The organism is Nocardia vinacea (assembly GCF_035920345.1).
Lineage (GTDB): Bacteria > Actinomycetota > Actinomycetes > Mycobacteriales > Mycobacteriaceae > Nocardia > Nocardia vinacea_A.
Genome location: NZ_CP109149.1, coordinates 7,631,369 through 7,654,421 on the forward strand (window position 1 = coordinate 7,631,369; position 23,053 = coordinate 7,654,421).

A 23,053-nucleotide genomic window follows, 5' to 3' on the forward strand; every position below is an offset into this window, starting at 1 on the left:
GCGGTATGGCAACGAAGCAATCGGGAAGCGGCCTCGGCGCGGCACTGCGCGGCGGGCTCGGGCTCAAGCTCGCCGGGCTCGGCATGGTGATCGCGCTGGTCGCGGTCGTGTCCGTCGCGATGGTCATGTTCTTCGGCGGATTCACCAAGACGGTGACCGTCACGGTGGACGCACCGCGCAGCGGCCTGGTGCTCGATCCCGACGCCAAGGTGAAGATCCGCGGTGTGGAGATCGGTCGGGTCTCGGAGATCAAGCAGACCGTCGACGGTGCGAAGCTGACGCTGGCGATGGATCCCGAACTGCTGAAAATGGTTCCGTCCAATGCGACCGTGGATATCAAGTCCACCACGGTATTCGGCGCCAAGTACATCAATTTCACTGCGCCGGAACAGGCTTCGTCGACCCCGCTGAAGCCGGGATCGACCGTGACGGCCGAATCGGTGACCGTCGAATTCAATACGCTGTTCCAGCATCTGACCGATGTGCTGCAGAAGATCGAGCCGGAAAAGCTCAATGCCACACTGTCGGCGCTGGGCACCGCGCTGCAGGGGCGCGGCGAGAAGCTCGGTGATCTGCTCGCCCGCAGCGATGCCTACCTGCGCGATATCAATCCGAGTCTGCCTGCACTGCAAAGGGATCTGGTCTCCTCGACCGGTGTCACCAATCTGTATGCCGACACCGTGCCGGATCTGCTGCGCACCACCGATAACTTGACCGTGACGGCCAGGACACTCGTCGAGGAGCAGGAGAACGTCGATGCGATGCTGGCCAACCTCATCGGACTGGCAGATACCACCGGCTCAGTGCTGCGCGAGAACGAACAACCGCTGGTGACGGCGCTGGATCTGCTGCGTCCGACCACCCAGTTGCTCAACGACTACAAGCCCGCGCTGTACTGCCTGGTCGTCGGCCTGGCCAATGTGCTCCCGATCGGTGAGGACATCTTCGGCGGACGGTTCGACGCGGTGCCGCTCAATGCGAGTTTCATGCCGGGCGCCGATGCCTACCAGTACCCGGAGGATCTGCCGAAGGTGAATGCCACCGGCGGGCCGCACTGTGAGGGTGTGCTGGACCGGGTGCCGGACAGCCACGCGAACTTCGTGGTCACCGATACCTCCGAGGGTCACGTGTGGACGCCGTCGACGACGACACATCTGAACGGGCCCAAGGTGTTCCAGCTGCTGTTCGCCGGATTGCCGGGGGTGGGGCAGCTGTGAAACCACACGCGACAACAGTCAAGCTGACGATCTTTACGCTGGTGATGGCGCTGGTATTGGCCGGACTGGTGGTGGTGTTCAGCCAGATGCGCTTCGCCAGGGAGACCGGCTATCACGCGGTCTTCACCAACTCCTCCGGCATGCTGGACGGTGCGAAGGTGCGAATCGCCGGTGTGCCGGTGGGTTCGGTGACCGGGGTGCATGTCGGCAAGGACAATCTCGCGCACGTCGATTTCGATGTGGAAAGCAGGTACCGGCTCTACACCAGCACCAAGGCGACCATCCGCTACGAAAACCTGGTCGGAGACCGGTATCTCGAACTGCTGGAGGGGCCGGGTACCGCGCAGGTGATATCCAAGGGCAGCACCATCGGCCTTGATCGCACCTCGCCCGCACTAGATCTCGATATGTTGCTCGGCGGCTTCAAACCGCTGCTGCGCGGCCTCGATCCGGCTCAGGTCAATGATCTGACCGAGGCGCTGCTCCAGGTTTTCCAGGGGCAGGGCGGCACGCTCGTCGCGCTGCTGAACAGTTCCGGATCGTTCGCCAAAACCCTCGCCGATCGAGATGCGTTGATCGGCAGTGTGATCGAGAATCTGAAGACCGTGCTCGCCACGATCGATGACCGCGATCAGCAGTTCGCCACCACGCTCGAGGAATTGCAGCGGCTGGTCAGCGGTTTGGCCGCCGATAAGGATCCGATCGGCGCGGCCCTGCCGCGGATCGCCGGTGCGACAGGGGATCTGACCGATCTGCTGCAGCAGGCCCGGCCGGATCTGAAGACCACTATCGAGCAGACCGGCACCGTCGCCGCCACCCTCGACGACGGCTCCGACACCGTCCAGTGGGTGCTGGACCGACTGCCCGAAACCTACAAGAAGCTGGTCCGGATCGGTTCCTACGGGTCGTTCCTGAATATGTACGTGTGCGGCACGAACTTCATTGTCGACGGGCCGGACGGCAAGCCGATGCACATCACCCTGCCCGGTATGCAGACGACGGGAAGGTGTGCGAAGAGCCGATGAAGGAAACCCGATCACGCGCAGTCTCGCTCGGCATCATCGGCATTGTCGTCGCGACCACGGTCTCGCTGTCCGCCCTCCAGGTCGACCGGCTGCCGTTCATCCGCTCCGGTGCGACCTACACCGCGTACTTCGCCGATGCGGGCGGACTGGTTCCCGGTGACAATGTGCAGGTCGCGGGTGTGCGCACGGGACGCGTCGAGCAGGTGAAGCTGGACGGTGCGAAGGTCTACGTCCGATTCACGCTGGACGAGGGAATCGTGCTGGGCAATAAAACGAGCGCCGCCATCAAGACCAATACGGTGCTCGGCCGCAAATCGCTCGAGGTGACCCCGGCGGGCAGCGGTTCGACCCGGACGAACGACACGATTCCGCTGGACCGCACCACCTCGCCGTATTCGCTTACCGACGCGCTCGGCGATCTGACGAATACCGTCAAGGGCCTGGACATGGACCAGGTCAACCGGACGCTGGACGCGCTGTCCACAACCTTCGCTGATACTCCCGCCCCGCTGCGGTCGGCACTCGACGGAGTCACCCAACTCTCGCGCAGCCTGAATACCAGGGACAAGGCGCTGACCGAGTTGCTCGGCCGGGCGCAGAACGTCACGAAGGTGCTCGCCGATCGCAGCAATCAGATCAATGCGCTGCTGGTCGACGGCAACGAGTTGCTCGGCGAATTGGATCGGCGGCGCGGCGCGCTCAGTCAGTTGATCGTGTACATCAACGGGCTGGCCCAACAGCTGACCGGCCTCGTCAACGACAACGAGGCGCAGCTGAAACCCACACTGGACCGGCTGAATTCGGTGCTTGCACTGCTGCAATCCAATAAAGACAACCTGTCGAAGGCGCTGGATGGACTCGGTCCGTTCTCGGCCGCGCTCGGTGAGCAGGTCGGCAGCGGTCCGTACTTCCAGGCGTATGTCTCGAACGCGACCACGCGCGGCCTGCAGATCCTGGTCGACGCGCTGGTCTGGCCGCAGCATGTGCCGGACTCCTTCCGCGCCTATCTGACCGACCCCGCGTTGCCGTCGATCGAGCCCGCGATTCAGGAGCCGCCGCGATGAATGCATTGCGCACTGTTCGTTCGGCACCGCCATGGGTGCGGGTGCTCGCGCTGGTCGTCATCGCCGCGCTGGTGATCGCCGGCGGGTGGTCATTGATATCGCGGATCGGAAAGACCTCGATCACCGCGTATTTCCCGTCCACGACCGGCCTGTACGCCGGTGACGAGGTGCGCGTGCTCGGAGTCAAGGTCGGCCGGATCGACTCCATCGATCCCGGTAAGGACCAGGTCCGGGTCGCGATGACGCTCGATCGTGGCATCGATGTTCCACAGGATGCCAAGGCGGTCATCATTTCGCCGTCGCTGGTGTCGGCGCGATTCATCCAATTGGCCCCGGCCTACACCGGCGGGCCGAAAATGCACGACGGCAGCGTGATTCCGATCGAGCACACCGCGGTTCCGGTCGAATGGGATGACATCAAGGCCGAATTGTCCAAGCTGGCAACGACATTGGGTCCGGTCGGTGACGATAAGCAGGGCTCGTTCGGGCGGTTCGTGAATACCGCCGCCGACAATCTCGGCAACGGCAATGCGGAGGCGTTGCGCGATACCCTGCGCGAGCTGTCGCACACGCTGAGTACGTTGTCGGACGGGCGCACCGATCTGTTCGGCACCATCCGCAATCTGCAGCAGTTCGTGGATGTGCTGTCCAAGAGCAACGATCAGATCGTGCAGTTCGGCGGTCGGCTCGCCTCGGTCTCATCGGTGCTCGCGAATGTTTCCGGTGATCTCGGTGCCGGACTGGACAATCTCGACATCGCCGTCGGTGATGTGCAGCGGTTCATCCAAGAGCGTGGCGGGGCGCTGACCGAGGGTGTGCAGCGGCTGGCCGAGGTCACCCAGATCCTCGCGGATAAGCGGCCCCAGCTCGAGCAGGTATTGCATTCCGGGCCGACGTCGCTGGCGAACTTCTATCAGATCTACGATCCGGCGCAGGGCAGTCTCACCGGTGCAGTCGTCGCGCCGAACTTCGCCAATCCGTTCGCCTTCCTCTGCGGCGCGGTCGAGGCGAACGATGCGAACGGTTCCGATCAGAGCGCCGCCCTGTGCCGCCAGTATCTGGCACCGGTCATCCAGCAGCTCATGATGAATTACCCACCGCTGCTAGCCAATCCGGTCTCCAACCAGACCGCGTTCCCGCACCAGCTCGTCTACAGTCCGCCGAGTCTGGCCGCGCGCGGGCCGAGTGATTCGGTGCCGCAATCGGATCCGGTAGCGGTGCCGAACGGTATTGCCGGGCTGGCCATTCCGGGAGGAGGGCGATGATGCGCATGCGAATGGCCGGTGCGGCAATCGGATTGGCCGTCGTGCTCGGAGTCAGCGGCTGCGAATGGGACGGGCTCAATTCGCTGCCCATGCCCGGTACGGCCGGAAGTGATAACGCCTACGAAGTCAAGATCCAGATGCCCAATGTCACCACGCTGACCCGTAATTCGCCGGTCCGCGTGAACGACGTGACGGTCGGCACGGTGTCGAAGATCGAGGTCGAGGGCTGGCACGCGCTGGTCACCGTCTCGTTGAACAACGATGTGAAGCTGCCCGCCAATGCGACCGCCCGAATCGGGCAGACCAGCCTGCTCGGCAGCAATCATCTAGAGCTCGCCGCGCCGAAAGATGTTCCGGCACAGGGGGAGCTGAAGAACGGCGATCTGATCCCGCTGGACCGGGCCGGTGTCTATCCGACCACCGAGCAGACCTTGTCATCGCTGTCGGTGGTGCTCAACGGCGGCGGCATCAGTCAGCTCGAAACCATTACCCACGAACTCAATGCCGCATTCAACGGTCGCGAGGATGCGATCCGGGATCTGCTGCCGCAGCTGACCGAGCTGACCACCACACTGGATTCCCAAACCAAGGACATCATCGATGCGATGGGTGGACTGGACCGGTTCGCAGGCACGCTGGCCAAGCAGAAGGATCGGGTGGCCGCGGCGATCGAACAGATCCATCCGGCGCTCACCGTGCTCGCCGATCGGCGCGAGGACATCACGCACACCCTTACCGCCCTTGGTGATCTGAGCGATGTGGTGCAGCGGATCATCGCGCAGGGTGGGGACAATCTGAAGGCGAATCTGGCGAATCTGGCACCCGTGCTGGAGACGCTGGCGAGCACCGGGAACAGCCTGGTCGAGGTCTTGAAGCTGATCTTCACCTTCCCGTTCCCGATGAAGAATCTCGATCACGCGGTCAAGGGCGACTACATGAACCTGATCATGACCGTCGATATCACCGGCAAGCGATTGGATTCGAACTTCCTCACCGGCACTCCGCTCGGCGGTCGGTTCGGCGGGGTCGAGGGTGCACTCGGCGGGCTGGCCGGTACGGCGGAGGGCAATAGCAATCCGTCGACGGCACCGCTGCAGTCACCGGGCGCCACTCCGGCTCCGACGCCGAGTATCCCTGGGCTGCCGCCGATTCCGGGTCTGCCCGCGATTCCCGGCCTCACCGTTCCGCCCGCCGGGCAGGAAGGTGCGGGCCGATGAAACTCACGCGATTCGTCCGGATCCAGTTGGCCATCTTCTCGGTGCTGACGGTGATCGGCTTGGTGGTCATGGGCGGTACCTATGTGGGACTGCCCGCCATGTTCGGTATCGGCCGCTATGAGGTGACGGTAAAGCTATTGGCCACCGGCGGGCTGTATCCGACGGCCAATGTCGCCTACCGCGGCACGAATGTCGGCAAGGTGGAAGAGGTTCGGCTCACCCCGACGGGTGTGGACGCGAAGCTGTCTATCAATAGCGATTACAAGATTCCGTCCGATGTCGACGCGTGGGTGCGCAGTGTCTCGGCCATCGGTGAGCAGTACGTCGATCTGGTGCCCGTCGCGAATGTCAAGGGCGGCAACCTTTCCGACGGTTCGGTGATTCAGGTGGATCGCACCAGGCTGCCCGAGGATATCGGCACCGTGCTCGATCGATCCGATCGTCTGCTGTCCAGCATTGCCGATACCAAGCTCCGGCAGGTGATCGACGATGCGTTCAAGGCCTTCAACGGCGCCGGACCGGATCTGCAGAAGTTCATCGATTCCGCGTCGCTGCTGGTGCAGGAGGCTCAGGCGAATGCCGAGCCGACCAAAGATCTGCTGGAAAAGATCGGGCCGCTGCTGGATACGCAGAATCAGTCCGATGCGGCGATCCGGTCGTGGACCCAGGACCTGGCGACGGTCACCGACCAACTGCGCGCCCATGATCCGGCACTGCGGAATGTCATCGAGAAGACGCCCGGCGCGGCACAGCAGGTGAGTTCGCTGTTCCAGGACCTGCGTCCGACCCTGCCGATCCTGCTGTCGAATTTGGTCAGCGTGGGGCAGGTCGCGGTGACCTATCACTCGGGTCTGGAACAGATCCTCGTGATTTATCCGCCGCTGACCGCCGCGTTCCTGACGGTCATCCGCGGCCCCGTCGAATACGGTGCCGTGGTGGACTTCCACCTGGAACTCAACGATCCGCCCGGCTGCACCACCGGCTTCCTCACGCCGGAACAGCGCCGCTCGCCCGCCCAGCTCGACACCCCGGATACGCCGCCCGGGCTCTACTGCAAGGTGGCGCAGAACGCCAAGGAAGCCGTGCGCGGTATCCGCAATACGCCGTGCATGGAAGTGCCGGGTAAGCGGGCGCCATCGCCGGAGCTGTGCCGCGACCCGAACGGCTATGTGCCCGAAGGCAATAACCCGGCGTTCGGACCGCCGCAGCCGGTGACACCGTCGGGTGACCCGATCGGCGATCAGGGCTCCACCCACCCGGCCGCACACAGTACGACATTGGATCCCGGCAGTGGGACGTTCATGGGACCGGACGGACGCACGTACCGTCAGGGGGATATCGGAAAGGACGGATCCGGCACGATACCGTCGAGTTGGCAGGCGATGCTTCAGGAGCAGCAGTAGTGAGAGAGCGCAGCGAACGAACAATGTCACAGCGTGCTTCGCGCATGCCGGAACCGAGCGTCAGCGAGGTGCAGGCATGAGTGAATCCAGTGTGGTCAAGGCCCGGCCCAGGCGACGGGCGGTGCGTTCGGCAGGTCCGCCGCCGGAGGACACCATCCCGCTCGAGACCGAAGGTGTCGAGCTGACCAAGGCCGTCGATGTCACCGTCAAGGTGACGAAGTCGGATTCGGACAGCCCGAGCGACGATGCCGAACCCGTGACCACGCTGGAGATACCCAGCGTCGCGGATGTCGTCGATGACGCTCCGAAGTCCGGCCCGCCGCGCTGGGTGTTCATCGCAGGTGCCGCCGCGGCCGTGGTCGTGGCGATCGCGCTGGTGATCGGCACCGGATTCTTCGCCTCCAACCTGCACACCGCATCCGACCGCGATGCGCGGCGCGCGGACTACGTGCAGACCGCCAAGCAGGCGATTCTCAATCTCACCACCATCAAGGACGACACTGCCAAGGCCGATATCGACCGCGTCCTCGCGGTGGCCTCCGGCGAACTCAAGGCCGAATACTCGCAGCGCAAGGACGCCTACGCGAGCGTGGTCGAACAGGCCAAGGTGAAGGCCACCGGTGAGATCATCGAATCCGCCATCGAGAGCGAGGACGGGGATTCGGCACGCGTGCTGGTCGCCGCCAAACAGACCCTGACCAATGCGGGCATGGCGGATCCGCAGACGCGGTACTACCGATTCCGGGTCACCGTCACCCGCGGCGACAACGGGATCACCGCCTCACAAGTGGAGTTCGTAGCATGAGTACAGCATCGCGTATCGATTCGATGAGGGGTGGGCGCAGGCGTTTGATTCTGGTGGCGTCCGCGGTCGCCCTCGTCATCGTCGCGCTGGCGGCCATCTGCGGCGTCACCGGATACAAGTACTGGAACGACCGCAAGAGCGAACAGGCTCGCACCCAGGCGGTCCCCGCGGCGCAGCGCACCGTCGAGGCGATGTTCACCTACAACTTCAAAACGGTGGACGCCGAATTGCCAAAGGCCGCCGACAATCTCGGCGGCGGCTTCCGCGATGACTACCTGAAACTGATCAAGGAAGCCATCGCCCCCGGCGCCAAGGAAAAAGAACTCAACGTCCAGGCCACCACCCAGGCCACCGGCGTAGTCTCCGCCGAACCCACCCACGCAGTAGTCCTGCTCTACCTGAACCAGGTAAGCACCGGCAAGGACTCCCCCCAAGCGAATATCAGCACCAGCCGAGTCCGGGTAAGCCTCGACAAAGATGACGGCCGCTGGCTCGTCTCGGCGGTGACGCCGATCTAGCCGACGCAGGCGCTGTCACTATCGCCTGAACGCCGCCGCGTGCGGTCCGAACCCGCCCCGGCCCACCGGACGACAACGACGGGAATGGTGAGCTGTGGCTACCGACCCGTGCAGCGGTCGCGGAGCTTCCGGAAGCGCGAGAGTCCGAGCTGGTCCCCCCGCGCAGCCGCCCTTCGTGGTCACTCAGTGATTTTCGCGGGGCAGACGGACGGTGAAGGTGGTGCCTTCACCGTCGGCGCTTTCGACGCTCACTGTGCCGTTGTGTGCGTCGACCAGGGCCTGGACGATGGATAGGCCGAGGCCGGTGCCACCGCTGGCGCGGGTGCGGGAGGTGTCGGTGCGGTAGAAGCGTTCGAAGATCCGCTCGGCCTCCTCGGGCGGCAAGCCCTGACCCGTGTCGGCGACCTCCAGCAGGACCTCGTCGTCGGTGGGGGTCAGCCGGACCTTGACGTCGGCGTCCGGGGGTGTGTGCGTGAGTGCGTTGTTCAGCAGGTTGGCCAGTATCTGACGCAGCCGCGCCTCGTCACCTTTCACTTCCAATGTTCCTGTGCCCGAACGGATTTCCAGTTCGACCGAGCGGCGGGGACCCTCATCGCCATTGGCCGCTGTGACGGCGCGGGCATTATGCACGGCGTCGCTGGCGATGGCGAGCAGGTCGACCGGCCCCAGTTCCAGCGGGCGCTGTGCGTCCAACCGGGCCAGCATCAACAGGTCCTCGACCAACAGCCCCATGCGCTGGGCCTCGTGTTCGATGCGGTCCATGAACATGGCCGGATCCGCGGTCGCGCCTTGTCGATACAGTTCGGCGAAGCCGCTGATGGTGGTGAGCGGGGTGCGCAGTTCATGGCTCGCGTCGGCGACAAAGCGGCGCATCTTCGCCTCGGAGCGCCGGGCCGCCGATTCGGAGGCTTCCGTCGCGGCGAAGGCCCGTTGGATCTGGGCCAGCATGCCATTAAGCGATTGGGACAGCCGATCGACCTCGGTGTTGGTGCCGCGCACTGGAACTCGGCGATGCAGGTCACCAGCGGCGATGGCGGCGGCGGTCTTCTCGACCGCACGCAACGGCCGCAGACTGCGTCGGATCACGAAGTAGGCGAGCACCGCCAGCGCGGCGAGCACCGCAGCACCGACCATGAGCTGCAACATGATCAGTCGATTGACCGTGTCGATGTTCTCGGTGAGCGGTATCGCGACCGTGGTCGTCGTATCGGGTGACACCGCCGTCATGGTCCGCCATTTGACCGTCGAACCGTTCTTGGAGCCGACGGTTACCGGTCTGGTGAGTACCTTGCTGCCCGGCGGATCCGTGGTCGGCCGGATCTCGGGCAGTCGCGGCAGCTCCGGCTCGGCTTCCTCATTGAACGGCCTGGTCTCGAAATAGACGGTGCCGTTGCCGCCCGGGGTCGGCTCGATGTGGACAAAGAAGGTGCTGGACGGATGCGACGGATTCGAAGGAGTCGGCGGCCGCGGCCGCGACCATGCCATCACCGCATCGCGAAGCTGCTGATCGGTGCGGTGCAGCAGCGAATTCTCCAGCGCCGAGGTGACGACCATGCCGGATGCGAACAGTCCGAGCGCGGAAAGCAGCACGAGTGCAAGCACCAGCGTCACCCGCAACGGAATCGCCGAAGAAGCGCGTGCCAGTTTGCGACGGTTCTGTGCGATCCGGGAGATGATCATTTCTCGGACTGGCGCGTCCGATTCGGCGCGCGCATTACGTATCCGACGCCGCGCAGAGTGTGAATCAAGCGCTGATCGCCCGTGTCGACCTTTTTACGCAGATACGAGACATACGTTTCGACCACACCAACCTCGCCCCCGAAGTCATAGCGCCACACATGATCCAAGATGCGCGGCTTGCTCAACACCGTTCCGGCATTGACCATGAAATACCGCAGCAAGGTGAATTCGGTGGGCGACAACGCAACCGGCTCGCCCGCCTTCCATACCTCGTGCGTGTCGTCGTCGAGTTCGATGTCCTCGAACCGGATTCGCGAACTCTCGCGCTGCGGCGCGGCATGACCGAAGCGGCGCAGCACAACTCGCAGCCGGGCCACCACTTCCTCCAGGCTGAACGGTTTGGTGATGTAGTCGTCGGCGCCGAGGGTGAGTCCAGCGACCTTGTCCTGGACGTCGTCGCGTGCGGTCAGGAACAGCACCGGTGCGTCGATGCCGTCGGCGCGCAGTCGGCGCAGCAGCCCGAAGCCGTCCATACCCGGCATCATCACATCGACGATCAGCGCCTGCGGTCGGAAGGTGCGCGCCTTGTCCAGCGCCTGCGCCCCGTCGATAGCAGTATCGACCGCGAACCCCTGATACCGCAGGCTCACCGACAGGAGCTCCACGATCATGGGTTCGTCGTCCACCACCAGCACCCGAGCCTCGGGCGTGGACTCCGCAGGCGCACCACTCATTGCTTCATAGTCCGGCAATCGACTGGGAACTGTCTGCACCTTTGCTGGGTGATTCCTGTGAGTGCTCTGTCTAATGGCCGCGCCTTCGGCGCGGCGTGTTCGCGGCCCCCGGGTGTCTCGCGTCCGAGTCGTCGAGACTCGCGCCTGCGGCGCATGCGCTTCGACGACTCGGACGCGAGACGGGCCGCGAACGGTCGCTCGTAAGACTCGCTCCGTCGTGGTCACTGACGGCACGGTGTCCGGCACCTGATGCGCGCATCAGAGACTCACGCCAGCGGCACACGCGCTCCCACGACCCGGCTGCATTCGATCACCGCACCATCGACACGGACACGAGACAGGCCACAAACAGACGCACGCAAAACTCGCCCCGCCGTAGTTGCGTCAGCGACGGGGAGCTCGCGACTCCGGGTACACATCGTCGTCGGTGAGCAGCGCGCTGCCCGCGACCTGGTCCTGAGCCAGCGCCTCCAGGAACGCCCGCGCCCAGCGGTCCACATCGTGCGCGAGCACCTGACGGCGTAGGGAGCGCATTCGGCGGCGACGCGTGTCGCGGTCGTCCTCCAGTGCGGAGATGACGGCATCCTTCACACTGTTCAGGTCATGCGGATTGCACAGATATGCCTGACGCAATTCGGCTGCGGCACCGGTGAATTCGCTCAACACCAACGCTCCGTTGAGACCACTGTGACTGGCGACGTACTCCTTGGCGACCAGGTTCATTCCGTCACGCAGCGGCGTCACCAGCATGACGTCGGCGGCCACGAAGAAGGCGACGAGTTCGTCGCGCGGGATCGGGCGGTGCAGATAGTGCACGACCGGATAGCCGACCCTGGCGAATTCACCGTTGATCCGGCCGACCTGGCGCTCGATATCGCCGCGCATCTGGATATAGCTCTCCACCCGTTCACGGCTCGGGGTGGCCAGCTGCACCATGACGGTGTCGGCCGGATCCAGCCTGTTCTCCAGCAGCAATTCCTCCAACGCGGCCAGGCGGATATCGATGCCCTTGGTGTAGTCCAAGCGGTCGACGCCGAGCAGGATATTTTTCGGATTGCCGAGTTCGGCACGGATTTTCGCGGCCCGTTCGCGGACCGAGCGGCGGCGCGAATGCTCGTCGAGTTCGGCCGAGGCGATCGAAATCGGGAACGCGCCGACCCGGACCGTGCGGAAGCCGACCTGCACCACGCCGAGCTTGGACCGCACACCGACGGTGCCGCGCGAGGTGGGCTGGCCTGCCAACCTGCGGGCCAGGTAGAGGAAGTTCTGCGCGCCGCCCGGCAGGTGGAAGCCGATGAGGTCGGCGCCGAGCAGACCCTCGATGATTTCGGTTCGCCACGGCATCTGCATGAACAGCTCGACCGGCGGGAACGGAATGTGCAGGAAGAATCCGATGGTGAGATCGGGCCGCAGCATCCGCAGCATCTTCGGCACCAACTGCAGTTGGTAGTCCTGCACCCAAACGGTCGCGCCCTCGGCGGCGACCTTCGCGGTGGCCTCGGCGAAGCGCCGGTTCACTGTGACATAGGCGGCCCACCAGGCCCGGTCGTAGACCGGGCGCACGATCACATCGTGGTACAGCGGCCACAGCGTGCCGTTGGAGAAGCCCTCGTAATACTCGGAGACTTCCTCCGCGGTCAGCGGCACCGGATGCAGTTCGAGGCCGTCCTCGATAATCGGATCGATATCGACATCGGGAACGCCGGCCCACCCGACCCACGCCCCCTTGTTATTGCGGAGCACCGGTTCCAGCGCGGTCACTAGACCGCCCGGACTGCGCTTCCAACGGGTGGAACCGTCGGGCAGTTTCTCCAGGTCGACCGGCAGCCGGTTGGCGACGACGACGAAGCCGGAACCAGCCCCGCTCATCTCGGCCAGGGCGGACGGGACCACCGTGGTGTCGGGTTCGGATGGGGGCTCTAGAAAGGCGTGTTCGGAGTCTTCGGACGGCTGTTGGATCATCTGGTCCACTCACGCATCCTTTGCGCGTCGCTTTTCGGCTTTGAAGTTGTGAATAGTCGACGGCCCCGTTGACGTCGAGGTGGTTACTCGCCCCGAGAGTTAGGCCCGATGCCCAGCATGGACAGCAGCATCCGGCATTCGTCCGCGTCCTCCGCGTAGGCCGCGACAACTCGCTGCGCCTGACGGGCGGTCTCGTCGGCGAGTGGTTCCAGATCGTCGTCCGCGATGTCGTTCGCGCTGCTCTTCGCGGCCATCTCTTGTCCTCCCGGCTCAGTACGCTCGTACGTGCGAATAGTCAATGGTATCTGGCCACCATGGCGGTATGCCGCACCTGGATCCGGGTGACCTCGGACACGTTCGGCGTCATACCCTTCGCCTGCTCGCCGAAAACCGAAGCCCTATACCGTGGGAAAGCAGCACCAACTCCACGAAAGGGTCGATATGCCGCTGGCCACGGTGAACGGAATTTCACTCAACTACCAGGTCAAGGGCGACCGCACCAAGGGCACGGAGGCCAAGGGCGCGGGTCCGCTGGTCGTCATGATCATGGGTACCGGCAGCCCGGGCCGGGTCTGGGAGTTGCATCAGGTCCCGACGCTGGTCAAGGCCGGATATCGGGTCTGCACATTCGACAATCGCGGCATCAAACCGTCCTATGAGGCGGCCGACGGTATGACCATCGATCAGCTGGTCGGCGATACCGCCGGACTCATCGAACTGCTCGATGAGGGTCCCGCACTGGTGGTCGGCACCTCGATGGGCGCGCGGGTGGCGCAGGAACTCGCGCTGGCGCGTCCGGAGCTGGTGCGCAAGGCCGTGTTCATGGCCGGGCACGGTCGTCTCGACCAGTTCCAGAAGACGCTCTCGCTCGGCGAACACGAACTCGACGCCAGCGGGGTCAGCTTGCCCGCGAAGTACGAGGCCGCCGTGACCGCGGTGATGAATATGTCGCCCGCGACCATGGCCGACCCGAACGCCGCCCGCGACTGGCTCGATCTGTTCGAGTTCACCGGTGGTGCGGTGACGCCCGGTATCCGCGCCCAGCGCCGGATGGACCATGATTTCGACCGGGTGCAGGCCTACCGCGGCATCAAGGTGCCGTGCCTGGCCATCGGATTCGCCGACGATCGGATGATTCCGCCGTATCTGTCCAGGGAGGTTGCCGAGGTCATCCCGGGCGCGCGCTACCTGGAAGTTCCTGATGCGGGGCACTACGGCTATCTCGAGCGTCCCGAAGCGGTGAACAAGATCCTGCTCGATTTCTTCGCGGCCTGAGGTAACTGCCTACGCGTAACGTCTGCCTTGCTAGGGTCGACACAACGCTCGGGGAGCTTCCGGCGCTCGAACAGCGTTGGACGAGCCAAGGGCGATCCCGTACATGCGCCAGTATCCAGTGAGGTGAAATTGAGCACCAACCCCTTCGATGACGAAGACGGCCGCTTCTTCGTTCTGGTCAACGATGAGGAACAGCATTCGCTGTGGCCGGCCTTTGCGGAGGTCCCGGCCGGATGGCGAGTCGTTTTCGGCGAGGACAGCCGCGCCGCGTGCGTGGAATACGTCGAGAAGAACTGGACCGATATGCGTCCGAAGAGCCTGCGTGACGCGATGGCCGCCGACGACGCGGCCCGTCAGGGCGCCCAGTCCTGACCCGCGGTATCCGATACTGCGCCGGGCCCACGCTGAACCGTCACTGCGTGACACCGCAAAGCCGGTGTCACGCAGCTGGCGTGCCCGGTTATGATTGGCACCGCTTTTCGAGAAAGACGCCGTCCGCCTCCTTAGCTCAATGGTGGAGCACTCGCCTTAAGAACTGGACGGATATGCGGCCCAAGAGCCTGCGTGACGCGATGGCCGCCGACGACGCGGCGCGGCAGGCCGCCGCCCAGTCCTGACCCGCGGTACCCGACACTGCGCCGATCTCTCACCGAGCTGCAGCAGCGTGGCGCCGTAACCTGGTCACCTTGCTGCAGCGCAGTAGTTCTCGGCCTAGTAAGACTGCCCGTTGGCGTATCTCCCACGCCGGGAGTGTCTACCGTTGCCCCGGTTCCGGCTCTTGTACGTCGGTAGCTGGGAGTCGCAGTTCGGGCAGATGAGCCGCAGGTTCTCCCGTCGATTGTGAGTGGGGTCGCCATCAATGTGGTCAAGGATGAACGCGAGTGGGCGCCCGCGCCATTCGCTCCGAATACCGCATATCGCGCATCTGTGGCTCTGGGCGTCGGTCAGGTAATCACGGAGATAATGCCCTTGGTGGCCGCGTACTCGGGCTTCGCCTGTATGCAACCACCGCTCGGTCAGGGCTTTGCGCTGGGTTGCCTGCTGGCATCCCAGACTGCAGTAGACCAGCTGACTCCGTTTGACCAGCGCAGCGGCGCACCCCTTGCATTGCCTCACGCTGTGGACGCTACCGCTACCCACCGACAATGCCAGAGGATCGTTAAGAGACGCCGCCGGGCACCGGAAACCCGGTGTCGCGCCGTCGGTGCGCCCCGTTATGATGGCAACCGCTTCACCCGCCTCCTTAGCTCAGTGGTAGAGCACCGCTCTTGTAAAGCGAAGGTCGTCAGTTCAATCCTGACAGGGGGCTCCGGTACGGGCGCGTCGCCAACGGCGCGCCCGTTTTCATCTCCCCATCGGCCTCGGCGGCGCACAGTTCGCTGGCGGCGGTCGCGGCACGTTCTTTCCCGCCCTACCCCAGGAGCAGGCGGGTTACTCGCTGCTCGATCTCGTCGACGGACCATCGTTTGGAGGTGGAGGACACCGGCCAGAAGATCACCATGACGACGACGGTCAAGGGCAGTCCGCTCACGACGACATACCCGAGCAAGATCCATCCGCTCATCGAATCTCGGTGTCTACGACGGACTCCGGCTCTACGTCGATCGGCGCGCGCATTGTCGCCGCGATCGCCGAAATCACGTCGGGGTCGGGTTCGGCGAACTCGACTTCCCATCCGTCGTCATCGATCAATGACCATGAGCCATCGTCCCGTTGGAGATAGCAGTAGCCTTTCTCGTCATCCGCCGCTATCGCCAGCTTGCGGAGATCTTCGTCATCGAATCGCATGGGGAGTGCCATCTCCCGCCCCCTTCGGCTGTCAGTGTTGGTGGGCACCCACCGCCGAGGTGCCGATCAGGACTCGGCATCGACCCGGCGGCGGGGCTGAAAAACACGCTAGGCGTGCGACTTTCGGGAACGGACCAGTTCGGTGTCAACAAGCGTCCACAGCGTCTACCAGCGGACTGAGCACGTTAGGCTGGTCTTATGGAACCCGGTGCGCTGATGCGCGCCGCTCGCGAGGCGGCGGGTATCTCGCTGCGCGCGATGGCCGAGCGGAGCTACTACAGCAGGGCATACCTGTCGCTGATCGAGACCGGCCAACGCCCGGTACCTGCCGGTGTCGTCGCTGCCTACGAAAGGGTGCTGGGCGCGGACTTGGAGCGGCTGACGGCGGTGGCGCGAGCACCAGCCAGCGTGGACATCACCGCCTTGTCCGACGTGGCGGTGATGTTGGCGGCTATGCGCCGATTCGAGGACGCGGCAGGGGCTTTGACAGTTCTGCCCGCCGTCCGGGGCATGGCCGAGATGACCGAGACATTCGCCGGTGAGGCGCGTGTGGGATGGAATAGTGCGGCGTCCCTCGCGTCGGAGGTCACGCAGTATCGGGGGTGGCTGGAGCACGCGATCGGAGCTGATGCCGCTGCCCGGCGTAGCCTCGGCACGGCTGTGAGCCTGGCGGAGGAGTCTCGCGACCCGGACCGGCTTGCCCACAGCCTGGGCTTCCTCGGCTACGTGACTATGAGCGTGGGGAATTATGACGAAGTCGTCGCACTGTCGGACGCCGCGCTGGCGGTACGGGACGCGCACCCCGTCATCACGGCCTATGGGCGAATGCGGCGAGCCGAGCTATTGGCCGCGCACGGAGAGAAGGTCGAAGCACAACGTGCGCTGGCTCTGGCCGACGCGGCGGCGGAAGCGGCGGACGGCGCTGAGCCCCCCGCGTCGATGTATTGGTGGAGCACCGGATTCGGGGCTGTGCAGCGTGGCGGTGTGCTGGCGCTGCTGGGGCACACGGCCGAAGCAATCGGGGAGGCGACACACGGGCTGGCAGTGATGCCAGCCGAACATCGCCGGTCCGAATGGTTGGCATCAGCGCTGCGCCGCGTCGATCCAGACATGAGCGCGGGCGATTCGGTGTGACCGCGTCGACCGGCCGCGCCGAATCGCTACGGCGAATATGAACCTGGGCTTGGCCCTGGTAGCCGCCCACAAGCTGGATGAGGCGGCAGACGTCACGCTTACGGCCGTGACTTCCGGCCGACTGGTCCCGTCCAACTATTGGCGCGTCGCCGAGGTGGTCTCCGGAATCGAAGGCCGAGACGCGCCGGATGCGGCGACCGTCCGCGAGGCGTTCCGCGACACCTATACGGTCTAGGTCGACTCACCCGGCGCATCGAAGTGACGCCTGATCAGTCGGGAACGTTGGCTCCGTAGCCCAAGTCGCGCAGGGCGGTCTTGATTTTGGTTTGGGCTTCGTCGAGGGATTCGGGGGTGGGGTGGGGGTTGGCGCCGGAGATGTCGAAGTTGCCCATGGTGAAGGCCGGGAAGACGTGGACGTGCAGGTGGGGGACTTCCAGGCCGGCGATGAGCAGGCCGGCGCGAGGGGCGTCCCAGGCGTGGCGGACCGCCTGGCCGACCTTCTGCGCGACACCGTTGAGCCGCGCGAAGGTGTCGGCGTCGACGTCCTGCCACTGATCGATCTCCTTGCGGGGGACCACCAGCGTGTGCCCTTGCGTCACCGGGGCGATGGTGAGGAATGCGACGAATTCGTCGTCCTCCCAGACGAATCGGCCCGGCAGCTGGCCCTCGATGATCGCGCTGAAAACAGAAGCCATGCACCGCAGGCTACGCCGGGAGCTTCCGATCGGTCGTTCGGGTTTGGTGTCGACACACCGAGGTCGGCGAAGAGGCCCGATATCGGCTCAGACCATGTGCTCAGGCGACGTAGTGCGAAAGGATGCCCTGCACTTCGTAGATGTCGACCTGTCGGTTGAACCGCTTCTGCACCGGTTCGTGGGTGCCGGAGATCCAGATGGAGAGTTCGGCATCCAGGTCGAAGGTGCCCGCGGTCTCCACCGAGAAGTGGGTGATGGCGCGGTAGGGGATGCTGTGATAGCTCACCTTGCGGCCGGTGACACCCTGCTTGTCGACCAGGATGAGACGCTTGTTGGTGAACAGAATCGCATCGCGGACAAGTAGATACGCGGCGTAGACCTGTTCACCGCCGCCCATCAGTCTCGCGTATTCCTCTTGCGCCTTACCGGGATCGATCCGCCCGGCATTGCCCATCAGTCCGTCGATCAGACCCATAGTCAGCACGTCCTTTGCGCGATGGAGGTCGGCTGTCGCGCCCCCTCCCATCAATCATCCACACGACGACCGCTGGGGGCCGAGAACGTGACGACTGATTTCGTGAGTACATGGGTAACTCGTCGGGCACGCCCGAGAGTGGGCCAGCGACTCGACCGCCGGTCCACGGACGAAGTTAAGGTGTACCCAACGACCGGCAAAGTTCCGGGGAGGCGGGGGGCCATTATTGGCGACAACCTAAGCTGTTGCGCGTGCGCGTACTCGTCATCGGTTCTGGAGCCCGTGAACATGCCCTCGTCCTGGCCCTGCGCCGGGACCCCGCGGTGACCGCGCTGTTCGCGGCGCCGGGCAATGCAGGGATCGCCCAGTACGCGCAGGTCAGAGCCGTCGATCAGTCCTCCGCGGAGGCAGTTGTCGCCCTGGCTACCGACTTGGACGCGGACCTGGTGGTGATCGGCCCCGAGGTACCGCTGGTGCTCGGCGTCGCCGATGCGGTCCGGGCCGCGGGCATTGCGTGCTTCGGTCCGTCCGCTGCGGCCGCGCGCATCGAGGGTTCGAAGGCGTTCGCGAAGGACGTCATGACGGCCGCCGGGGTCCGCACCGCGCACAGCGAGATTGTGGACAACCCCGCTGAACTCGATGCCGCGCTCGACCGCTTCGGCCCGACCTGGGTGGTCAAAGACGACGGGCTGGCTGCGGGCAAGGGTGTGGTGGTGACCGCCGACCGGCATGCGGCCCGCGATCACGGTGCCGAACTGCTCGAGCAGGGCCATCCGGTGCTGCTGGAATCCTTCCTGGACGGACCAGAGGTTTCGCTGTTCTGCCTGGTCGACGGCGAGACCGTGGTGCCGCTGCTGCCCGCACAGGATCACAAGCGCGTCGGCGACGGTGACACCGGGCCGAATACCGGAGGTATGGGTGCGTACACGCCGCTGCCGTGGTTGCCGGAGGAGACGGCCACCGCGATCGTCGATGACGTCGTAAAGCCCGTTGCGGCGGAGTTGGTGCGGCGTGGCTGCGGCTTCTCCGGACTGCTCTACGCGGGTCTGGCGATCGGTGCGGACGGACCCGCCGTCGTCGAATTCAATTGTCGCTTCGGCGATCCGGAGACCCAGGCGGTGCTCGCGCTGCTGGAGAGTCCGCTCGGTGAATTGCTGAATGCCACGGCGACCGGCACACTCGCCGAGGTCGCCGCGCCGCGTTGGCGGGATGGTTCGGCCGTCACGGTCGTGATCGCCGCCGAGAACTATCCGGGTCACCCCCGCGTCGGTGATGTGATCACCGGAGCGGGCGAGGGCAATACCGACGACTCGTCCGCCGTGCTGCATGCGGGAACCGCGTTGCGCGAGGACGGGGCCCTGGTCTCCGCGGGCGGTCGTGTACTGAGTGTCGTCGGCATCGGCGCGGATCTGGCCGAGGCGCGCGCACACGCCTATGACCGAATTGCCTCGATCAAGTTGCCGGGCAGCCACTTTCGCACCGATATCGGCCTCGCCGCCGCCGAGGACCGCATCAGTGTTTGATTTGCCGCGCCTGCGGCGCGGCGTGTTCGCGGCCCCTGGTGTCTCGCGTCCGAGCCGTCGAGACTCGCGACTGCGTCGCATGCGCTTCGACGACTCGGACGCGAGACGGGCCGCGAACGTCGCTCGTAAGACTCGCTCCGTGGTGGTCGCGTCGACAGACTCGCTCCGGTCGGAGCTTTCCGTGATCACCCGAACGTGAGCCCGTGCACCGCCAACCACTGCTGCGGGTCGACGTGCTGTCCGTTGACAATCACCTCGAAGTGCAGATGCGGCCCCGTGGAGTCACCGCGGTTACCCATGCGGGCAATCTGCATACCCGCCGGAACACGCTCGCCGACCGAGACGAAGAAGTCGTACATATGGCCGTAGACGGTGATGCTGCCGTCATCGTGCCGGATCCGCACCCATAGTCCGAACCCCTGCGCGGGTCCCGCATCGATGACGGTGCCGCTGGCGACGGCATAGATCGGTGTGCCGATCGGCCCCGCGATATCGATGCCGTTGTGGAAAGTGCCCCAGCGCGAACCGAATCCGGAGGTGAAGGTGCCGCGGGCCGGCAAAACCATGCCGATGATGCCGGGCAGCACCGTACCCGTCGTGACCGGCGCGCTGCCCGCCATCCACGGCTGATACTCACCGGACACGGCCGCGGCCGCCTCGGCCTTGGCGCGTTCCAGCGTTGCGCGGGCCGCCGCCGCGACCACCTCCTGCTCACGGATGCGCTCACCGTTGGCGATGGCATTCAGATAGCGCTTCACCGACGGCGGTGTCGACTGCATCTGCTGTGGATAGGCGAAGGCGACGCGTTGCGCTTCGTTCGGGCCGGGCGTGCGATCGGTGACGCCCCAGGTGGACGCGGAATCAGCGGCCGCGAATACGGCTGTGACGCAGACTCCCGCGATCAGGATCCGGTGCTTGCGCGATAACGCGCGATAGTCGGGTTTGGGCCGGTCCTCCCACAGCGCGTGCAGGTCGGGCGGTGGTTGCCGACGTAGCCAGAGCAGGCCGTCCTTGCACTCGCCGAGCACCTCGCGTGCCCGCCCACGCAACTCGGATTCGCGCCGTTCCCGCAACTTGGCACGCCAATCGGGGGGTATGACACCGATGCCACCCACCCCGGGTACTCGGTCCAGCCGCGCACGGCGAGCCTTGTCAAGCATTAACGCCGACCATAACCCGTGCCGCATGCCGCGCACATGCCGAACCGCACGGTCGGTCGCATTTCGGTACCCGTCGACTTCGACAAAAGCCGAGCATCGGCGCGCACCCGACGTGCGGCACGGTCTACCGTACGTCGAGTGTCCAGAGAATCTCGCCGGTCGACCATTCCACCTTTCTACGTGATGGATGTCTGGAAAGCTGCCGCGGAACGGGCCAGGACGCACGGCGATGTGCTGGTGCTGGCGGCCGGGCAGCCCTCGACGCCCGCACCCGCCCCGGTGCTGCGCGCGACGAAGACGGCAATCGATTCCGAATTGCTCGGTTACACAGAGACATTCGGCATTCTGCCGCTGCGCGAGGCGATCGCCGAACACCACCTCGATACCTACGGATACGCCGTCGAACCCGATGACGTCGTGGTGACGACCGGCTCCTCCGGCGCGTTCACCCTCATCTTCCTGGCCGCATTCGACGCCGGGGACACTGTCGTGGTGGCCAGGCCCGGATATCCGGCCTATCGCAACTCCCTCACCGCGCTGGGTTGTCGCGTCATCGAACTCGATTGTGGTGCGGAGACCCGATTCCAGCCGACGGTCGCCATGCTGGAGGCGCTCCCGGAACCGCCCGCGGGCCTGATCGTGGCCAGTCCGGCCAACCCGACCGGCACCATGATCGATCCGGACGAGCTCGCCGCGCTGGCCCGCTGGTGCGATGCGCACGGCACCCTGCTGATCTCCGACGAGATCTACCACGGCATCACCTACCAGGGCGTCGGCGGCGGTCGGACGTCATCGGCCTGGGAGACCTCGCGCGAATCCGTCGTCATCGGTTCGGTCTCGAAGTACTTCTCGATGACCGGCTGGCGGCTGGGCTGGATGCTGGCGCCGAGCGGATTGCGACCCGCACTGCAGCGGCTCGCGTCCAATATGACCGTGTGTCCGCCCGCGGTCTCGCAGTTCGCGGCGCTGCATGCGTTCGGCGCCGAGGCCAAGGAGGAACTCGACGGTCACGTCCGGCGCTACGCGGTGAATCGGCAACTGCTGCTGGAGGGGCTGCCGAAGCTCGGCATCACCGAGCTGGCCCCGGCCGACGGCGCCTTCTACGCCTACGCCGATATCGGCCATCTCACCGACGATTCCCGGAAGTGGTGCACCGAGGTGCTCGACCACACCGGAGTCGCCTTGGCCCCCGGTATCGACTTCGATACCGCGGCGGGGTACCGGACGGTACGGTTCTCCTTCGCCGGAGCTACTGCGGACATCGAGGCGGCACTCGTTCGGCTGGGTCACTATCTGCGTGGTTGATCATGCTGTCCGACAACGAGTTTGCACAGTTCTGCACCATGAACGTGCAGATGCGGTAAAACAACGATGGCTGGGTTTTCACTCTCTGGGTTTCCTCTGATTTCGCACGGATGAACTGATGATGACTGGCACGATGGCACGGTGATAACCGCGACGACCCCGAAAGGCGAACGGCGTCGCCAGGCTTTGGTAGCGGCCGCCGCCGAGTTGTTACTCGAAGGCGGATTCGATGCGGTGCGGCATCGCTCGGTCGCAACGCGCGCCGACCTTCCGCTGGCGTCGACGACGTACTACTTCGAGTCGCTCGATGATCTGATCGCGCGAGCGGTCGAATTCAGCGGCAATTCGGAGCTGGACGCGATGCGGCGTCGAGTCGGCGAGGTGAGCCACCGCAGACGCGGCGCGGAGGCGACCGTCGACCTGGTGTTGGACCTGCTGGTGGGGTCGGACGGAAACGACGAGGGCGCACGCGGGCAGCTCATCGCGCGCTATGAGCGTTCGGTGGCCTCGGCGCGGCATCCGGAACTGCGGGAAGTGCAGCTCCGACTAAGGGCGCAGCTGGACGAGTTGCTCGCCGATGTGCTGCGCCGCTCCGATCGGGCGGTTCGGGCGGAGCAGATGCGCAGGATGGTCGCGGTGGTCGACGGGGCCGTGGTGGCAGCGCTGAGCGAAATGGACCCGGAGCCAAGGCGAATGGCGCGCGGTGCGTTGCTCGAGGTCATCGATATCGTCGCGCCCGCGACGCCGCAGCAGGTCGACAGGTTCCGGACATTAGACTGACAAGACGTGAGAGAGCGCAGCGAGCGAA

At 65.1% G+C, this 23,053-nt stretch carries 25 protein-coding genes, 1 tRNA gene and 1 pseudogene; 17 read left to right on the forward strand and 10 right to left on the reverse strand.

Features of this window, described 5'->3' with window-relative positions; translation table 11 throughout:
• The first annotated feature begins 5 nt into the window (after window positions 1-5).
• The 8 genes from OIE68_RS34715 (at window position 6) to OIE68_RS34750 (ending at window position 8,514) form a co-directional block, all read left to right on the forward strand.
• Complete coding sequence (locus tag OIE68_RS34715) at window positions 6-1,217, forward strand: MCE family protein (RefSeq protein ID WP_327095175.1); 1,212 nt, start codon at window positions 6-8, stop codon at window positions 1,215-1,217.
• A complete protein-coding gene (locus tag OIE68_RS34720) occupies window positions 1,214-2,242 on the forward strand; it encodes an MCE family protein (RefSeq protein ID WP_327095176.1) in 1,029 nt (342 codons plus the stop codon). Before OIE68_RS34715 ends, OIE68_RS34720 begins: the two co-directional genes overlap by 4 nt.
• Window positions 2,239-3,306 (forward strand): MCE family protein, encoded by a 1,068-nt coding sequence (locus OIE68_RS34725; protein ID WP_327095177.1) that lies wholly within the window; start codon window positions 2,239-2,241, stop codon window positions 3,304-3,306. The genes OIE68_RS34720 and OIE68_RS34725 overlap by 4 nt, the downstream gene beginning before the upstream one ends.
• Window positions 3,303-4,571, forward strand: a complete 1,269-nt coding sequence (locus OIE68_RS34730; protein WP_327095178.1) for an MCE family protein — start codon at window positions 3,303-3,305, stop codon at window positions 4,569-4,571. The genes OIE68_RS34725 and OIE68_RS34730 overlap by 4 nt, the downstream gene beginning before the upstream one ends.
• Window positions 4,568-5,788: an MCE family protein gene (locus OIE68_RS34735; protein WP_419150608.1), complete on the forward strand. Its 1,221-nt coding sequence runs from the start codon at window positions 4,568-4,570 to the stop codon at window positions 5,786-5,788. Before OIE68_RS34730 ends, OIE68_RS34735 begins: the two co-directional genes overlap by 4 nt.
• Window positions 5,785-7,191, forward strand: a complete 1,407-nt coding sequence (locus tag OIE68_RS34740; protein WP_327095180.1) for an MlaD family protein — start codon at window positions 5,785-5,787, stop codon at window positions 7,189-7,191. The genes OIE68_RS34735 and OIE68_RS34740 overlap by 4 nt, the downstream gene beginning before the upstream one ends.
• A gap of 76 nt (window positions 7,192-7,267) precedes the next feature.
• The gene (locus tag OIE68_RS34745; protein WP_327095181.1) at window positions 7,268-7,996 is read left to right on the forward strand and encodes a hypothetical protein; all 729 of its coding nucleotides are present in this window, start codon (window positions 7,268-7,270) and stop codon (window positions 7,994-7,996) included.
• The gene (locus tag OIE68_RS34750; protein ID WP_327095183.1) at window positions 7,993-8,514 is read left to right on the forward strand and encodes a h domain protein; all 522 of its coding nucleotides are present in this window, start codon (window positions 7,993-7,995) and stop codon (window positions 8,512-8,514) included. Before OIE68_RS34745 ends, OIE68_RS34750 begins: the two co-directional genes overlap by 4 nt.
• A 183-nt stretch (window positions 8,515-8,697) precedes the next feature.
• Here OIE68_RS34750 and OIE68_RS34755 read toward each other — a convergent pair whose 3' ends face one another.
• The 4 genes from OIE68_RS34755 to OIE68_RS34770 all read right to left on the reverse strand — a co-directional run bounded on the left by OIE68_RS34755 (window position 8,698) and on the right by OIE68_RS34770 (window position 13,144).
• Window positions 8,698-10,194, reverse strand: coding sequence for a HAMP domain-containing sensor histidine kinase (locus OIE68_RS34755; protein ID WP_327095185.1), 1,497 nt, complete (start codon window positions 10,192-10,194; stop codon window positions 8,698-8,700).
• Window positions 10,191-10,928: a response regulator transcription factor gene (locus OIE68_RS34760; RefSeq protein ID WP_040686331.1), complete on the reverse strand. Its 738-nt coding sequence runs from the start codon at window positions 10,926-10,928 to the stop codon at window positions 10,191-10,193. Before OIE68_RS34760 ends, OIE68_RS34755 begins: the two co-directional genes overlap by 4 nt.
• 384 nt (window positions 10,929-11,312) lie before the next feature.
• Complete coding sequence (locus tag OIE68_RS34765; protein ID WP_419150831.1) at window positions 11,313-12,890, reverse strand: alpha,alpha-trehalose-phosphate synthase (UDP-forming); 1,578 nt, start codon at window positions 12,888-12,890, stop codon at window positions 11,313-11,315.
• Between the two features lie 83 nt (window positions 12,891-12,973).
• The gene (locus OIE68_RS34770) at window positions 12,974-13,144 is read right to left on the reverse strand and encodes a hypothetical protein (protein ID WP_169338030.1); all 171 of its coding nucleotides are present in this window, start codon (window positions 13,142-13,144) and stop codon (window positions 12,974-12,976) included.
• 187 nt (window positions 13,145-13,331) lie between these two features.
• Here OIE68_RS34770 and OIE68_RS34775 point away from each other — a divergent pair, with 187 nt between their 5' ends.
• From OIE68_RS34775 to OIE68_RS34785, 3 genes and pseudogenes are all read left to right on the forward strand, one after another.
• Window positions 13,332-14,165, forward strand: coding sequence for an alpha/beta hydrolase (locus OIE68_RS34775; RefSeq protein ID WP_327101935.1), 834 nt, complete (start codon window positions 13,332-13,334; stop codon window positions 14,163-14,165).
• Window positions 14,166-14,294: 129 nt separating this feature from the next.
• Window positions 14,295-14,537, forward strand: coding sequence for an MbtH family protein (locus OIE68_RS34780; RefSeq protein ID WP_011207082.1), 243 nt, complete (start codon window positions 14,295-14,297; stop codon window positions 14,535-14,537).
• Window positions 14,538-14,695: 158 nt separating this feature from the next.
• Window positions 14,696-14,782, forward strand: a pseudogene (locus OIE68_RS34785) (MbtH family protein); the annotation flags it as partial.
• Between the two features lie 94 nt (window positions 14,783-14,876).
• Here OIE68_RS34785 and OIE68_RS34790 read toward each other — a convergent pair.
• The gene (locus OIE68_RS34790) at window positions 14,877-15,281 is read right to left on the reverse strand and encodes an HNH endonuclease (protein ID WP_327095186.1); all 405 of its coding nucleotides are present in this window, start codon (window positions 15,279-15,281) and stop codon (window positions 14,877-14,879) included.
• A 121-nt stretch (window positions 15,282-15,402) separates the two neighbouring features.
• On the opposite strand from OIE68_RS34790, the gene OIE68_RS34795 reads away from it, so the two are divergent.
• Window positions 15,403-15,474 (forward strand) — tRNA-Thr (locus tag OIE68_RS34795).
• Window positions 15,475-15,576: 102 nt separating this feature from the next.
• Here the strand turns inward: OIE68_RS34795 and OIE68_RS34800 are convergent.
• Window positions 15,577-15,729 (reverse strand): hypothetical protein, encoded by a 153-nt coding sequence (locus OIE68_RS34800; RefSeq protein WP_327095187.1) that lies wholly within the window; start codon window positions 15,727-15,729, stop codon window positions 15,577-15,579.
• On the reverse strand, window positions 15,726-15,965 hold the full coding sequence (locus tag OIE68_RS34805; protein WP_327095188.1) for a hypothetical protein: 240 nt from the start codon (window positions 15,963-15,965) through the stop codon (window positions 15,726-15,728). Before OIE68_RS34805 ends, OIE68_RS34800 begins: the two co-directional genes overlap by 4 nt.
• A 186-nt stretch (window positions 15,966-16,151) precedes the next feature.
• On the opposite strand from OIE68_RS34805, the gene OIE68_RS34810 reads away from it, so the two are divergent.
• A complete protein-coding gene (locus OIE68_RS34810; protein ID WP_327095189.1) occupies window positions 16,152-17,087 on the forward strand; it encodes a helix-turn-helix transcriptional regulator in 936 nt (311 codons plus the stop codon).
• 37 nt (window positions 17,088-17,124) lie between these two features.
• Window positions 17,125-17,322: a hypothetical protein gene (locus OIE68_RS34815; RefSeq protein ID WP_327095190.1), complete on the forward strand. Its 198-nt coding sequence runs from the start codon at window positions 17,125-17,127 to the stop codon at window positions 17,320-17,322.
• Window positions 17,323-17,356: 34 nt separating this feature from the next.
• On the opposite strand, the gene OIE68_RS34820 is transcribed toward OIE68_RS34815, so the two are convergent.
• Complete coding sequence (locus OIE68_RS34820) at window positions 17,357-17,782, reverse strand: HIT family protein (protein ID WP_327095191.1); 426 nt, start codon at window positions 17,780-17,782, stop codon at window positions 17,357-17,359.
• 100 nt (window positions 17,783-17,882) lie between these two features.
• Complete coding sequence (locus OIE68_RS34825; RefSeq protein ID WP_327095192.1) at window positions 17,883-18,257, reverse strand: PH domain-containing protein; 375 nt, start codon at window positions 18,255-18,257, stop codon at window positions 17,883-17,885.
• A gap of 251 nt (window positions 18,258-18,508) precedes the next feature.
• Between OIE68_RS34825 and purD the strand changes: the two genes are divergently transcribed.
• Window positions 18,509-19,780 carry a phosphoribosylamine--glycine ligase gene (purD, locus tag OIE68_RS34830; RefSeq protein WP_327095193.1) on the forward strand — a complete coding sequence of 424 codons (1,272 nt, stop codon included), beginning with the start codon at window positions 18,509-18,511 and terminating at the stop codon, window positions 19,778-19,780.
• Window positions 19,781-19,965: 185 nt separating this feature from the next.
• Here the strand turns inward: purD and OIE68_RS34835 are convergent, their stop codons facing one another.
• Complete coding sequence (locus tag OIE68_RS34835; RefSeq protein ID WP_327095194.1) at window positions 19,966-20,940, reverse strand: M23 family metallopeptidase; 975 nt, start codon at window positions 20,938-20,940, stop codon at window positions 19,966-19,968.
• Window positions 20,941-21,078: 138 nt separating this feature from the next.
• On the opposite strand from OIE68_RS34835, the gene OIE68_RS34840 reads away from it, so the two are divergent.
• Together OIE68_RS34840 and OIE68_RS34845 are read left to right on the forward strand one after the other, a co-directional pair.
• Window positions 21,079-22,245 carry a pyridoxal phosphate-dependent aminotransferase gene (locus tag OIE68_RS34840; protein ID WP_327095195.1) on the forward strand — a complete coding sequence of 389 codons (1,167 nt, stop codon included), beginning with the start codon at window positions 21,079-21,081 and terminating at the stop codon, window positions 22,243-22,245.
• A 141-nt stretch (window positions 22,246-22,386) separates the two neighbouring features.
• A complete protein-coding gene (locus OIE68_RS34845; RefSeq protein ID WP_327095196.1) occupies window positions 22,387-23,025 on the forward strand; it encodes a TetR family transcriptional regulator in 639 nt (212 codons plus the stop codon).
• The last annotated feature ends 28 nt before the right edge of the window (window positions 23,026-23,053 follow it).

Coding starts and splice junctions, on each gene's coding strand:
- OIE68_RS34715 (WP_327095175.1), top strand. CDS start 6: ATGGCAACGAAGCAATCGGGAAGCGGCCTCGGCGCGGCACTGCGCGGC.
- OIE68_RS34725 (WP_327095177.1), top strand. CDS start 2,239: ATGAAGGAAACCCGATCACGCGCAGTCTCGCTCGGCATCATCGGCATT.
- OIE68_RS34730 (WP_327095178.1), top strand. CDS start 3,303: ATGAATGCATTGCGCACTGTTCGTTCGGCACCGCCATGGGTGCGGGTG.
- OIE68_RS34735 (WP_419150608.1), top strand. CDS start 4,568: ATGATGCGCATGCGAATGGCCGGTGCGGCAATCGGATTGGCCGTCGTG.
- OIE68_RS34740 (WP_327095180.1), top strand. CDS start 5,785: ATGAAACTCACGCGATTCGTCCGGATCCAGTTGGCCATCTTCTCGGTG.
- OIE68_RS34745 (WP_327095181.1), top strand. CDS start 7,268: ATGAGTGAATCCAGTGTGGTCAAGGCCCGGCCCAGGCGACGGGCGGTG.
- OIE68_RS34750 (WP_327095183.1), top strand. CDS start 7,993: ATGAGTACAGCATCGCGTATCGATTCGATGAGGGGTGGGCGCAGGCGT.
- OIE68_RS34755 (WP_327095185.1), bottom strand. CDS start 10,194: ATGATCATCTCCCGGATCGCACAGAACCGTCGCAAACTGGCACGCGCT.
- OIE68_RS34760 (WP_040686331.1), bottom strand. CDS start 10,928: ATGAGTGGTGCGCCTGCGGAGTCCACGCCCGAGGCTCGGGTGCTGGTG.
- OIE68_RS34765 (WP_419150831.1), bottom strand. CDS start 12,890: ATGATCCAACAGCCGTCCGAAGACTCCGAACACGCCTTTCTAGAGCCC.
- OIE68_RS34770 (WP_169338030.1), bottom strand. CDS start 13,144: ATGGCCGCGAAGAGCAGCGCGAACGACATCGCGGACGACGATCTGGAA.
- OIE68_RS34775 (WP_327101935.1), top strand. CDS start 13,332: ATGCCGCTGGCCACGGTGAACGGAATTTCACTCAACTACCAGGTCAAG.
- OIE68_RS34800 (WP_327095187.1), bottom strand. CDS start 15,729: ATGAGCGGATGGATCTTGCTCGGGTATGTCGTCGTGAGCGGACTGCCC.
- OIE68_RS34805 (WP_327095188.1), bottom strand. CDS start 15,965: ATGGCACTCCCCATGCGATTCGATGACGAAGATCTCCGCAAGCTGGCG.
- OIE68_RS34810 (WP_327095189.1), top strand. CDS start 16,152: ATGGAACCCGGTGCGCTGATGCGCGCCGCTCGCGAGGCGGCGGGTATC.
- OIE68_RS34815 (WP_327095190.1), top strand. CDS start 17,125: ATGAACCTGGGCTTGGCCCTGGTAGCCGCCCACAAGCTGGATGAGGCG.
- OIE68_RS34820 (WP_327095191.1), bottom strand. CDS start 17,782: ATGGCTTCTGTTTTCAGCGCGATCATCGAGGGCCAGCTGCCGGGCCGA.
- OIE68_RS34825 (WP_327095192.1), bottom strand. CDS start 18,257: ATGGGTCTGATCGACGGACTGATGGGCAATGCCGGGCGGATCGATCCC.
- OIE68_RS34835 (WP_327095194.1), bottom strand. CDS start 20,940: ATGCTTGACAAGGCTCGCCGTGCGCGGCTGGACCGAGTACCCGGGGTG.